Raw genomic sequence first — 13,789 nt, forward strand, 5'->3', positions numbered from 1 at the left:
CCCCATTCAATATAGGAATCATCTTCTAGCTGCTTAACCTCTTTTTTTATATTGTCCTTGAAATAGGTGCCAGTTTATTCTGCTCTTTCTTATTTTTTATCTTCACTCTGCTGAACAGCTTCAATGTATGCTTTTTTTGAATTTTCAATATGTATTTTGGTCAAGTATTCGGCCATTTCCATTTCTTTATTGACAATGGCTTCCATGATTTTTAAATGCTCCTCCATAGACTGCTTTGCCCTGCCGGGATTTTTATGCCCGATTTTGGCAAACGCGCGAATGTAATCGGATAATCCGCTGAGCATCTCGTAAAGCTTAACATTTTTTGCGGAGCTATATAGGAGATGATTAAGCTCCCTATGTAATTCAGCAGCATCCTCTTCAGGATTGTTCAGAAATTCCTTTACCTTATTTATGCTGCCTTTGAACTTGCTTTCCATTTCATCATCCAGCTTTTGGACGGCCAATTTTGCTGCCAGTACTTCAAGTGATGATAAAATAGTAAACACTTCGATAATTTCCTTTTCGGATATATCGGCAACGATAACGCCTTTTCTTGGGACTGTCTTTACAAACCCTTGTGATTCCAGGCGGAACAGCGCTTCGCGAATAGGTGTCCTGCTGATATTTAACCGCTCAGCGAGTTCCCGTTCAACCAGCCGGTCTCCCGCTTTAAATTCCCCGTCCAAAATAAGATCCTTAATATGCAGATAAACCCTCTCACGTATCGAGATCAGATTATCTTCCGTCCAGTTATTAACCATTCCTTTCCCTCTTTCTCTCTTTAGTATCCTTACTGCCCATTATAACTTACCTGTCAGAGTAACAGCAATTTTTTGGCTGATTTACAAGGAGTTCTACTTATAAAATGTTTACGGCACATTCAATTTTTCAATCTCTCCTCTGGAAGTCCGATCATTAGCGGCTACACGCGAAATAATTTCCGCTATGATTTCAGCCAGTTTTAAAACCATATATAATCTCGTGCTATTTAAGGAATGTACAGGTGTTAATGGATCCAGTGTATTTACAATTGCCTTCAAATGATAATCACCCACACTTGGCAAAACCCGATTCACTGCATTTCCCGGAATAAACGATCCTTCTCTTATTAAAATATAACCGATTTGCCGTTCGTCCCCGAGGCAGGCGTCTATGCCAAATATAAAAGGATCATGATGCGTTTCCTTGATTTCTTTAAGAACCTTTTTGATATTTAATGCATGAACAGGCTCCTTTAGAGTCCCATATACCGGATACGGAATGTTCTTTTCTTTGAGGATCTTTCCTGTAAGTGGCCCAAGAGAGTCTCCAGTTGAGCGGTCCGACCCGATGCACAAAATAACGATTTCTCTGGAAGTACTGTGAAAAATCTGTTCCAACTTCAATACCATCTTTTCAATTTCCGCCTCTTCCGTTGTTTCTTTAATGGAAATATAGCTTGCTGCATCAACGATTTTATTGGTCTTTTTACTTGATGAAAATGGCCACAAATTTGTCCCTCCTTTCCGGCATATTTTTTTATATTTTAACCCTCTTTATTTTTATTGATAATCATTCTTAGTGCAAACCAGGAAAACAGCAGTTGAAAGTTTATTTATACACTATATATTTACTACCCTGACCTTCGGCGGCATATCCGCGGAATTTTAATTTTGTTCCTTCAATCATACATGAAGTACAAGCTGATATTCATCTCAAATATGCTTAAAAATAACTATTTCGACTTTCGAAAAAGATGTTATAATACTATTTATAAAATTTTTACAGAAATGAAGGCGAGTTCGTTTGAAAAAGAGATTATGGCTTATTTATGGAATGCTGACTTTGGCTACTGCAACATGGGGCAGTGCATTTATTGCCGGCAAGTTTGCTGTTCAAAGCTTTGAACCTGCAACTGTTGCTTTTTTGAGGTTTTTGGGAGCTGCTATCCTGCTTTATCCGCTCATGTGGATTATGGAGAAAGATCGGAAACGACCAAATTTAAGGGATCATGGACTGTTTGCTCTCTTGGGCCTGACAGGAATTGCGCTGTATAATATTTGTTTCTTTCTGGCCACAAAGCACGCACCCGTGATTAAAAGCTCATTATTTATTGCATCAAACCCAGTTCTTATCGTCCTTTTATCAGGACTATTCCTTAAAGAAAAAATAACCAAAAACCATATCATTGGAATGGCCGTTGCTTTGACAGGTGTAGTGTTTATTATTACAGATGGCCATTTGCTCACTCTTTTCCAATATGGCTTTGAACCGATTGATTTCGTATTGCTTGGCGCTGTCGTAAGCTGGGCCATTTATAGCGTTGTGGGGAAAGTGGTACTGAAAAAATTCAGCTCAGTGGAATCGACCACATATGCAGTTGCCTATGGGACCTTATTTCTTTTGCCATTTGCTTCTGCTGAAACAACGTGGATGGATCTTCAGCAAGCCAGATTGACGACTTGGGCTGCTATCGCTCATATGAGTATCTTTGTTACCGTGGTTTCGTTTGTCATGTATTATAACGGAATTAAAGAGGTCGGAGCGGCCAAGGCTTCCATTTTTATAAATGTGATGCCTGTGTCTGCTGTTATAATGGCTACAGTCTTTTTGGGTGAAACATTTACCCTTGCGCATGGAATAGGTGCAGCCTTTGTTCTTACGGGTGTATATATAGGAACAAATGCGAAAATGTTCCAAAGAAAAATGAATAAACGAACCATTAAGAATAAGACTGCATAGAACCTATGCAGTCTTAGATTTGGGGTTTTATTCTACTCATGATCATAATAGCTTTTTTGTTTTTGTATAAATGAACGGGCGAGTTCAATTGCTTTTTGAGCCTCGCCTTTTTCTGAGTAAAAGTGGAAAAGCTTTTTCTCATAATGGTCGATTAAAATGCCGTAGCCGATTTTTTTAAAATAAGGCAATGCTGTTCCCTCAATAAATTGATAGTATAGCTTTTCTTCTCTTTTTAATAAATGAAGATGGAGCTGAAAATTAATCCAGGTATATGAATCTGTATCTTTGGCTCTCTCCATTCCTTCTTCAGCCAATTTTATTAACGCATTACGGGACTGAAGTTTTCCTTTATAGCAGGTATGTATATATCCATCCAGAGCAGTTAAATAGTGAGGGGCGTTTTCGGCGGTAAGCTTTAGTGCTTTTTCATAGAGACCGGCAGATTCCCGATATTTTTTCCTGCGAAAATATTCAAATGCCAGATTATGATAAAGCTTGGATTTTCGATCACCAGAATTACATGCATCACAAAGCTTAATTAACTGCTCATATTTTTCCTTTGTTTCGTTAAAGTCATGAAGCTCCTTCGCATTCAGCTGAACAATAAGCAGCATTTCCGTATCGATAACGCGAAGAATATTTAAGGTTCTTTGAAAATAGTGAAGCGCCTTTTTTCCATAATAATAGGCTGTAATATTTGAATGGATGGAATGATGAGCAATCGCTAAATGGTAATAGTATTCATCGTAGCTATACTGATCTCTGTCAATGGAAGCTAAACTGCTGATACAGTCACGGTATTGACCTGTTAGAAAGTAATAAATGCCCTGAATATGCTTCAGCAAATTAGCATCATGAGGTGACAAGGCAGCTGAAGCTTTTTTAAGATCTGAGATTAATTCCGATGCCGAAATCAAATCACTCACAGATAAATAGTATCTGGCTGACAGAAGGCGATATAAAGTCTGAAAGTCAGGCATATGAATCAGTTTTTCAGCCTGGAGTTCTTTTTTTATATGCTCAGATTCCTGCAACCGCTGCATGATCATACTCTCATGCCATTCATCCAGCCTTTTGGCAAGCTGATGATATCGAGTTATTTCCTCCTCGGGATCAATGCCCAGCCTCCTGGCCAGGAGATGTGTAATTTCTCCGGAGTATTCGGTAATTCCCCGTTCGATTTTACTTAAATGAGTAACGGAACAGATTCCTTCCCCCAGCTGGCCCTGTGTCAGTCCTGCTTTCTCCCGGTAAAACTTAATAATTTTCCCAATGATCATGCTGCACCTCAGTATAAAGTTTCTATTATTATAGTGAAATTGCCAGGCATTTTCTATAGGATAATAGAAACAAGCAGGAGAACTTGTCTCCTGCCTGCTGTTTTATGATTATTTTTCTTTCGGCTCCAATCCAATCATCTTTAAGAAATCAGCAAGCCCTTTCTTTCCAATCCTGTCTTTCGGCTGATTTCCTTTTCCTGCTAATGTGCCTTTCGTTAAGAAATTCTTTTCAATCCATCTGACATCTGTTTCATCGACCACCCCATCCTGATTAATATCGAGATGGGGATTCTCAGGGTCTTTTTTGCCATAATGTTCAACAGCTTCTTTCAGGTCACGTATATCGATTACCTGATCCTGGGTAACATCCCCTGCAAGATTATCTTCAGGGTTAATTCTTACATATAGACCGTGATACTTTCCATCTTTCTCGATGCCGGCAGAAACATTTTGAAATTCTGTCAAGTGGCCAGGAACCTCTACATAAACCGTATAGGCCTCTTTTGCTGGCACAATGACATCAAACAGCCCCCTGCTATCCATAGTTCCTTCGTAAATTTTTCCATCTGCCGCTTTGGCAAAAACCTTTGTTTTAAGCTTGGTAAAATCGTATTTGCTGTCAACCCAGCCTCCGGAATTTAAGAAAGCTTCCGGTGCTATATTGCCTGAAATACGTGAGTGAGTTGATACAAGTTCAAAATGGTTTAAGCTGTAAGCCGGAATAGTTATGGCTTCTGACTGACCTTGCTTATGATAAGAAAGTTCCTTTAAGCCAAAGGATGCAAATCTTGCGTAGCTGGTGTCGTCCACCATTTTAAAAGTAACATCAAGGAATGGCATGTCTCCGCTGATCCCTTCAAAGTCTTCTTTTAAAAGGGCTGCTCCTACTTTTACACCAGAACCCGTGACAACTGATTCATCTATTTTTATTTCTATGCCATTTTGATCTGCAAACTTCTTAAGCACAGGATTTGCTTTAACCTCCTGCAGCTCAAAATAGTCAAGAAGCGGCTGAATTTCATAAGAACCTGAAATAAAGTTCTCCACATTATTTAAATCAAGTGTCATGGTTATTTCGTCATTCAGCTTCACCCTGCTTTTATTAAATCGACTGGCTGCATGTTCAGTGCCTTCCTTCATAAACACATACCGGGGAGATTTAAACATATTGGCTGCTGTTGCCATATCCCATGGAAATAGCCTTAACTGGTAATGAGTCGTTGCATATTCTTCCGGAAGCACACCGAACTTCGTAGCGCCATCGTCATCCAGCGGCAGGAATCCGCTGATAAATGGTATTTCACTTTCATAATAAGCAGCCTTATTGGTTTTTTGGGTATAATCCATTCCTTTTGATTGCAACAGGTCAACTGTTTTGTCGGTCACCTTTCCATGAACCCAGAATGCATGGTGGCCATCTTCAGTTGTTAACATGCTATCATTTATTTCAATCACTCCCGGTTCAATGTCGAGATCCACTTCCGGCGGTGTATTGTCTACAATGCCTACACTCTCATGATGATAGGTCTTTCCCTCTGCATCCCGGCTGATTAAATCAAGGACATATTCACCTTCCGGCAGCTTTTGCATGTAATCAGCAATCGGCTGTTTCTTATTCCCTGTGAATGGATAAACAAGTCCTCTGTGGCCAAAGTATATGAGATATTCTTTATCAGGCATGGCCGCACTGGCATCATAGCTTCCTACAATTCCAACAGCTTTGTCTGTTTTTGCATTTTTTACAATTAAATCGAATGTCTCCATTGGGCTTTTAAATTTAAAGACAAAGTGCGTACCAGGCGAATAGTATTGGTGCATTGGTGTGTCAGTCGTAATAGACGGCTGGAGCGGTTCTGCAAAATCGATGCCTTTATCCGTCACCCGGATCGCAAATGGAATTTGATAGCCTTCTTTTGGATTATCCTGATTCACCACATGGATATATCCTTCATAACGCCCGATTTCAGCTGTTTTCGGGATTGTAATCGCTGCCTTTAATTGTTCCGTTTTTCCCGCTCCTATTGTAACCGATTCTGGTACGTTAACTTTAATATTATTTTTTACCCCATCCTGCACACCGTTCCGAGCTGAATGATATTCAACTTTTATGTCATAGGATTGGTCCTGGCTGCCTTTGTTTATCACTTGTAGTGTACGGCTATCATTTATATCAGCACTGTCCCTATAGTGGTTTCCATAGCTGATGGAACCCGTGATTTCATCAGCCTCCACGTACTCACCGTTTTCAATATGCTCTGTTTTATCGAGCACTTTAATTGAAACGTTCGAGTGAACGGCCTGATAGGCATCCACACGGCCGGCGCCAATTTCATACACGGAGTAATCCTTCTTTAAATCATCCGACGTATTCATTAGTGCTGTTTTTACATCGAATGGATCAAGATTCGGATTATCCTGAAGCATGAGTGCCGCCACGCCAGCAATATGAGGAGTGGCCATGGACGTACCATTCAGGCGTGCATACGCAGATGTGTAATCCTGGCCATCTTCTGGATGGTTCATAAACTCCGGATAGGTGGAGAAAATGGAAACACCTGGTGCCACGAGGTCAGGCTTTATATCGTAGTTGCTATTCACAGGGCCTCTTGAACTGAAATCGGCAAGAGTGTCTCCTTCCGTCTTAACCTCTAACAACTGGTCAAATGCTAAGGAAGCTTCCGGGATGCCTTTTAAATACTCACCATCCGCCTTTGAAAGCTGGAATGTCGGAATATACTTGGTGCTCTCACCTACGAAGGCTGGAATTTCGCCCTCCGTATTATTAAAAATAATAACAGCTGCTGCACCGGCATTTTTGGCATTTTTCACTTTTTCCTCAAATGTCAGCTCTCCGCGTTCAATGAGGGCAATTTTCCCTGCAAGATCTTCCCCAGTGAAGTCTTGCGGAGTGCCCAGGCCAGTAAACAAAATTGGATAAGATTTCCCTTCTAGTGTTTTTAAATCATCCGTGAAGTTTTTGGCTAATAATTTCATAGATTCGAAAACCTTCCCAGCTGCACTAGCTTTAAAGACTGGAATGGAAATGGAGGCATCACTTGCTCCTACCGTAATTCCGAATGCACTCGTACCAGGTGCACCAAGCGTTTTTTCATTTGGTCCCGCATTTCCTGCTGCTACAACGGAAACGACTCCGGAAAGCATAGCGTTATTAATTGCAACCGAAGTAGGATATAAAGGATCGTTTACGCTCGCTCCAAGTGATAGATTGATTACATCCATGCCATCTTCTACTGCTTTATCAATACCGGCCAGCACCCCGTCTGTGGTGCCGGATCCATATGGTCCCAGAACCCGGTAGGCATACAGATCAACATCAGGTGCTACTCCCCTGACAGCATAGTCGACTGCATTTTCTTTTTGGGCAGCAATGGTACCTGATACATGCGTACCGTGAGAAGTATAGTAGGCGGCCCCTCTGTAATCATATTCAGGCTGAGTGGATGTTTCCCAATCATTGAAAGTTGCTTCCATTGGATCAGCATCATTATTGATAAAGTCCCAGCCTTTGACAGTGCCTGGTTCAACGGTTTTAGGGTCTTGTCCATTTTCTGTACGGTACCCTTTGTAAGAACCTGTTAAGTCAGGGTGTGTATAATCAATCCCTGTATCCAGTACTCCGACCTTGATGCCCTTCCCGGTAATCCCCTCGTCATGAAGCTTATTTACTCCGATTTGCGGAATGCTGTCTGCCATCTTCGGCTTCACTTTGGATTCCTTTACTGAAGGGAGATCCAGCTGGACTTGGGCATTGCTCCAGATTCTTTTTACAGCACCTGATTGCAGGAGTTCTTCAACAGCTATACCCGGCAGTGTCATGGAAACACCATTGAAAGCATTCTTGTATTCGCGTTTTACTTCAATTTTACTTGCGTCATACAGTAAACTGCCTTTCTTAGATTTCAGCTTGCTAACATGGGTTTTGAATTCATTGTGGGATTTGTCAACTTTTTCTTTAGCTGCTTGAAGAGAAGTTTTTTTACCTTTTAAAGCTTCTTTCTTTAGCTCTACCTTTGCAGGAGACTGGTTAAATTCAACAATGACTTCGACCAGCTCTGGAGTGGATGTATTTACTTCAGGAGAAATAACAAATCCAGGTCCTACCTCTAGCTGTTCTAAAGCATCCCTTTGTTCTTTAGAGAGGCTGCTTAAAATTTTTTCCGCTTCGTCCACCTTGATTTCCGGCTTCTGAGCAAGCACATTAAATGGTATGGAAGCAGTGAATAATAAACTTGCAGCCAGTGCACCTTTCAATAAATTATTGCGTGACTTCATTTTTTTCCTCCTGCTCTTTAATTAGTAGAAAAGTAAGAATACTTACTATTTTCATCTTAAAGGGTGAGAGATGTGGCAGTAAATTGGGGTAATAAAAGAGGGACATTACTACTGATTTTTTTATATTCAACTGGAAATTATCTCAAAAATAGGATAATGAGCCTCTTGATAGACAGGAGAAGAAGATAAATCAGGGAGAATGGGAAATTTATTACCCCAAATTGAGCGATAGGGAGATTCTTTTGTGGGAAACTATTAATTTATAGCATTAAGACGAAGTTTCTTTTCCATTCTTCTCTTTCTGTCGTCATGTGTTGATTCATGGCGACCATTTCCCTCGCATCCTTGCCGTTTTCGTCTTCATAAATACTCCATGGCAACCACTTCCTTTCACCATTGCACTATTCAAGGAATCTTGCAATTAATCATTTTACGAAATAACACAAAATAGGACACTCCCTCTTTAGAAGTGTCCAATCTGCATAGCTATTATTTCGAAGCCACACTGCCCTGGAAAACACGTTTTAACGCATCTGCCGCCTGCTCAATGGACTTTCTTCCCTGCTCCAGTACACCCGGCATCCAGAAGAATCCATGGATCATGCCGTCATATCGTTTGGCTTCAACCGGGACTCCGGCTTCTTTCAGGCGTTCCGCATATGCTTCACCCTCATCGCGCAGCGGGTCAAATTCTCCCGTTAACACCAATGCAGGCGGCAGTCCGCTTAAGTCTTTTGCCTGCAGCGGAGACGCATATGGATTTTTTCCATCCTCCTCATTCCGCAAATAATGATTCCAGAACCACTCCATGCTGTCTTTCGTTAACAGGTAGCCGTCTGCATTTTCAGTATAGGATTCTGTTGCATAAGAATGGATAGTTACCGGATAGATCAGCATCTGATAGGCAATCGAGATTTCGCGCTTGTCTCTAGCCATGAGAGCCACAACGGCTGCAAGGTTTCCGCCGGCACTGTCGCCGCCAACGGCAATGCGGTTTGGATCCACTCCTATGGATGCTGCATTTTCAGCTACCCACTTGGCTGCGGCGTACGAATCTTCCGCAGCAGCAGGAAATTTATGCTCTGGTGCAAGTCTGTAATCCACCGAAACGACCACGCAATTCGCCAAATTCGTTAATAATCTGCAAGGAACATCAACTGTCTCCAGGTCACCAATTACCCAGCCGCCGCCATGATAGTATACTAGCGCAGGAAATGGACCTTCTCCTTTAGGAGTATATATTCGGACAGGGATTTCTCCCCCAGGTCCCGCAATTTTTTTATTTTCAATCTTCCCTACTTCCTCCGGCTCTCCAGCCAGAGCGCTGAAATCTGTGGTAAGGCGGGCTTCCTCCGGTGATAGCTGACTCATCGGCGGAGCTCCTGCTGACTCCATCTGTTCCAATAAAAATTTTGCCTGCGGATCTAATGCCATAGTTATTTTCCCCCTATTAATATATTTATTGACAGGGCAGAATTAATTTCCGCCCAATCTATACCCATTAATTAACAGCAGTTTTTTCAGGTGCTGTCAGGATAAAACCTTCGTAGCCTTTTTCGGCAACTTCATCACAAATCTTCCGGTAGGTTCCTACACCGCCAAGATAGATTTGAAAGCCGCGGGCTTTTCCTTCAATATTGGCACCCATGTACCAGGAATCTGTTTTGGTAAACAAAGTCTGATCGGCAATTTCACGGCAGTGCTTGCTCCATGTATTTTCCGACTCTTCTTTGACTTCAATGACAGCCTGATTTTGTTCCCGCATATAGCTGATGCAATCAAATACCCACTCCACATGCTGCTCAATTGAAACCATCATATTGCTTAATACGGACGGACTCTCAGGTCCAGTCAGCATGAACATATTCGGGAATCCTGCTGTGCCGAGGCCAAGATAGGTTCGGGTTTGTGAGCCGCCTGCCCATTTTTCTTTCAGGGAGACGCCGTTTTTCCCGCGAATATCCATCTTAAACAGCGGTCCAGTCATCGCATCAAATCCTGTGGCAAACACAATCATGTCAAGCTCATATTCTTCATCCTCAGTCTTAACACCTGTTTCGGTAATCTCCTGAATCGGTGCCTTTTTTACATCCACCAGCGATACGTTATCCCGGTTATATGTCTCAAAATAATCTGTATCTATGATGGTGCGTTTAGTAGCATAATAGAACCTCGGAAGAAGTTTTTCCGCAACTGCAGGATTTTTGACTGTTTCGCGGATTTTTGAGCGAATGAATTCAGCCACAATCTCATTCGCTTCAGGTGAGATGGACAAGTCATTATATGCGTAAGATAACTTAAGAAGTCCTCCTTCTTTCCAGGCTTCCTCGAAAACTTTTTGCCTTTCTTCAGGAGTTTCGTCAAAAACGGAAACATTTCTTGGCTCCTCCGGTATGCCGGTTATGGAATGGCGCATTTTTTCTCTGATATCCCCATAATTTTTCCGTATATTATTCAGATGTTCAGGATCATTCGGCGTATTCCTGGCCGGGCTGCTGTATTGCGGTGTTCGCTGGAATACCGTCAAATGCCCGGCTTCTTTTGCAATAACAGGAATTGCCTGGATGCCGCTGGACCCTGTGCCAATGATGCCTACCCGTTTCCCTGTGAAATCCACTCCTTCATGCGGCCAGTGCCCCGTATGATGCCATTCGCCTTTAAAGTTTTCCAGACCTTTAAATTTAGGTACATTGGACGCTGACAAGCACCCTACAGCTGTAATAAAATATTGTGCAGAAACCTTTTCACCATTATTTAATTGTACGTCCCACCTATTTTTCTGTTCATCAAATTGTGCGGACTGCACCCTTGTATTGAATTGCACATCACGCCGCAGATCAAATTTATCTGCTACATAGTTTATGTAGCTTAATATTTCAGGCTGTTCGGCGTATTTTGCCGACCAGCTCCATTCTTTCAATAGTTCCTCAGAAAAAGTGTAATTATAATAGATGCTTTCAACATCGCACCTTGCGCCTGGATACCGATTCCAATACCATGTCCCGCCGACATTATCGCCTGCTTCAAATACCCGGGTGGTAAAACCGGCCTCCCGCAAACGATGCAGCATATACAATCCAGAAAAACCAGCCCCTACGACAACAGCATCAAAATCCGTGAGAGAGTTCGATTTTTGAAATGATGACATACTTTCTTCCTCCTCATGATATCAATTTGATTGAAAGCGATTACATTTTCCTTTTGAAAAAAATCCTCCTCTCCAGTACTTATAATTTTTTACTATAACTAAAGCTTACTATCATTCATTTGTATTGAATATTCATAATTTTCTATATATAATATCCCTATAAGGAAGGTGTTAATATGGCAATAGAATCTACCATTTTGGATAATATCCAGAATTTAGAAGATGTAGAGAGTCATGAGGAGAAACTGTATAAAATTCTAGAGGTTTATATGAACAATTTTCCTGTTAAAAACGCCTTTTTATTCCGGTATTCTCCTCTAGGGTTTATTGGAGAAGGAATCATCGCTATTACATGCCACGGTTTAATCCATATCAGAGACATCAGGGATGATATTCGGTCATTGCCGCTCATATACTCCGCCCTCTATGAAAGAAAAGCTAAATATTGTTCGGGGATCGAATACCTCAAGCAAATAAACATCAAATACATAACTACTTCCAATGTCAACTCCTTCCTTGCTACCCCCATTTGCTTTGGTGCAGTCCCTATCGGCTATATTTGCACAAACGAATTTGACGAACAGGGAATAATTTCTGATCAGCAGCTTTCTTCTTATACACAATTTGGTCAGCATATAGGAAAAACTCTTGAAAAAACGGAAGGAAAAGAAGATGCCCGGCTATTAAGCAGAAGAGAAATGGAGGTCATGAAGAGGATTTCCTGGGGAGAAAGCATAAAGGAAATGGCCGATTCCATGGTTATCAGTGAAGTCACCATCAACCAGTATATTAAAACAGCTATCAGGAAACTCGGAGCTCAAAACCGCACACAGGCAATTGCGGAGATGTTTCGGAGAGGGATGATTTCATAATTTACACATGTTCCTTCGCAACACCAATAAGGCCCCTTCCTTAATGAGAGGAGCCTCTTTTGGCTGTTTATTTCTCCATCATTAATTTCAAAATCAGCTCATCCGTATGACGGGTGCCTTCATTTCCTAATTGACAGAAACTCTCGATACTTTTTTCAACATCATCATGAATAAATCCATCGGTTGATTTGATTTCCTGATTGTTGAGTGCAAGAAGGGCAGACTGCACAGCCACATTGGAACAGGTAGATACTTTCATGGCACAGCCTGCTTTTGCTCCGTCGCAGATCATTCCGGAAACATTCCCGATTGTGTTCTGAATGGCTGCCTTAATTTGCCCAAGCTGTCCATCCAGCAAATATACGATGGCAGCACTTGCCCCCATTCCTGCTGCTGTCACACCGCATAAAGCAGAAAGCCGGCCAAATTTGGATTTAATATGAATGGTTATCAGATGACTTAGTGCCACTGCCCGAATCATTTTTTCATTTGTAACCTTAAGTTTTTCAGCAGCTGCAACAACTGGAAGAGTGACTGCAATTCCCTGGTTGCCGCTTCCGGTGTTTGCCATAACAGGCAGTGTGGAGCCTGCCATTCTCGCATCTGACCCAGCTGCAGCCAAAGACATTGCAGCAGTGGCAATATCATCCGACAAAATCCCCATTTCCACATTCCTTTTTAGCGTTTTCCCTACCTTTAGGCCGTATTCACCTGATAGGCCTTCCATTCCAATGATCCGATTGAGCTCAATACTCTTTTTTACAAGTGATAAGGAACTGATTTCCGCATTAAGCACCCATTCATATATTTCGTCAATTGTGAGTGCAATTAATTCATCTTCTTCAGATTGGATTCCTATATTTTCACATCCGCCCTCGTAGATAACTTCTCCATCAACCTCAATTAAAGTAATATTGCTGTGGTTATCAGAGATTACGACTTTGGAAGTGTGGATATCAGTTTTTAATACAGTTTCGATATAAAGCCTTTTCGGTGTCTCCGCCTGCAGGGAAGTTACTTTTCCTTCTTCAATAAGTTTAAGAGCCAACAGCTCATCTTCAGGCCCTACTCCCTCTAATACTTCCAGCTTCCTTGCAGGGTCCCCTGCCACAGCGCCAATTGCCGCTGCGAAATCAAGACCATAAGAACCCATGCCCGGAATTCCGACTGATTTAGCATTTTTGATGATGTTTCCGCTCGCTTTTAAGCATAGCTCTTTTATTTCCCCTTTAGCATGGCTCTTTGCAGTTGCTGCAGCGAGTGCAATCGCAACAGGTTCCGTACATCCAAGGGCAACCACTAATTCTTTTTCCAGAATTCTTAAGATTTTATGCTTCTCCATTTTTCATACCCCTAATTGTTTAAAGTAAAAGAATAAACTTTAACTATTATAATCCAAATAGTGATAAATTAAGAGAAGCAATATTTCCTCCCACCATGAAACTCTTCGTATTCATTAAACCAGGAACAGC

The 13,789-nt window shown here is 41.6% G+C and carries 9 protein-coding genes; 2 read left to right on the plus strand and 7 right to left on the minus strand.

What is annotated here, in order from left to right:
• Window positions 1–89 precede the first annotated feature (89 nt).
• Both ACTHRG_RS17715 and yyaC read right to left on the minus strand, forming a co-directional pair.
• On the minus strand, window positions 90–764 hold the full coding sequence (locus tag ACTHRG_RS17715; RefSeq protein WP_076256086.1) for a GntR family transcriptional regulator: 675 nt from the start codon (window positions 762–764) through the stop codon (window positions 90–92).
• A gap of 108 nt (window positions 765–872) precedes the next feature.
• Window positions 873–1,493 carry a spore protease YyaC gene (gene yyaC, locus ACTHRG_RS17720; RefSeq protein ID WP_076256084.1) on the minus strand — a complete coding sequence of 207 codons (621 nt, stop codon included), beginning with the start codon at window positions 1,491–1,493 and terminating at the stop codon, window positions 873–875.
• Between the two features lie 325 nt (window positions 1,494–1,818).
• Between yyaC and ACTHRG_RS17725 the strand changes: the two genes are divergently transcribed.
• On the plus strand, window positions 1,819–2,724 hold the full coding sequence (locus ACTHRG_RS17725; protein ID WP_076256231.1) for a DMT family transporter: 906 nt from the start codon (window positions 1,819–1,821) through the stop codon (window positions 2,722–2,724).
• A 32-nt stretch (window positions 2,725–2,756) separates the two neighbouring features.
• On the opposite strand, the gene ACTHRG_RS17730 is transcribed toward ACTHRG_RS17725, so the two are convergent.
• The 4 genes from ACTHRG_RS17730 to ACTHRG_RS17745 form a co-directional block, all read right to left on the minus strand.
• Window positions 2,757–4,004: a helix-turn-helix domain-containing protein gene (locus ACTHRG_RS17730; protein ID WP_076256081.1), complete on the minus strand. Its 1,248-nt coding sequence runs from the start codon at window positions 4,002–4,004 to the stop codon at window positions 2,757–2,759.
• A gap of 108 nt (window positions 4,005–4,112) precedes the next feature.
• Window positions 4,113–8,297, minus strand: coding sequence for a S8 family serine peptidase (locus ACTHRG_RS17735; protein ID WP_440231691.1), 4,185 nt, complete (start codon window positions 8,295–8,297; stop codon window positions 4,113–4,115).
• 489 nt (window positions 8,298–8,786) lie between these two features.
• On the minus strand, window positions 8,787–9,731 hold the full coding sequence (locus tag ACTHRG_RS17740; protein ID WP_076256077.1) for an alpha/beta hydrolase: 945 nt from the start codon (window positions 9,729–9,731) through the stop codon (window positions 8,787–8,789).
• A 67-nt stretch (window positions 9,732–9,798) separates the two neighbouring features.
• Window positions 9,799–11,445: a flavin-containing monooxygenase gene (locus ACTHRG_RS17745; RefSeq protein WP_076256074.1), complete on the minus strand. Its 1,647-nt coding sequence runs from the start codon at window positions 11,443–11,445 to the stop codon at window positions 9,799–9,801.
• 176 nt (window positions 11,446–11,621) lie between these two features.
• On the opposite strand from ACTHRG_RS17745, the gene ACTHRG_RS17750 reads away from it, so the two are divergent.
• The gene (locus tag ACTHRG_RS17750) at window positions 11,622–12,317 is read left to right on the plus strand and encodes a response regulator transcription factor (protein ID WP_076256072.1); all 696 of its coding nucleotides are present in this window, start codon (window positions 11,622–11,624) and stop codon (window positions 12,315–12,317) included.
• Between the two features lie 67 nt (window positions 12,318–12,384).
• On the opposite strand, the gene ACTHRG_RS17755 is transcribed toward ACTHRG_RS17750, so the two are convergent.
• Entirely contained in the window at window positions 12,385–13,659 is a 1,275-nt protein-coding gene (locus tag ACTHRG_RS17755) for an L-cysteine desulfidase family protein (protein WP_076256070.1), read from the minus strand.
• Between the last annotated feature and the right edge of the window lie 130 nt (window positions 13,660–13,789).

Origin of the sequence: Cytobacillus sp. SAFR-174, assembly GCF_051964675.1 — a bacterium.
Classification (GTDB): Bacteria; Bacillota; Bacilli; order Bacillales; family Cytobacillaceae; genus Cytobacillus.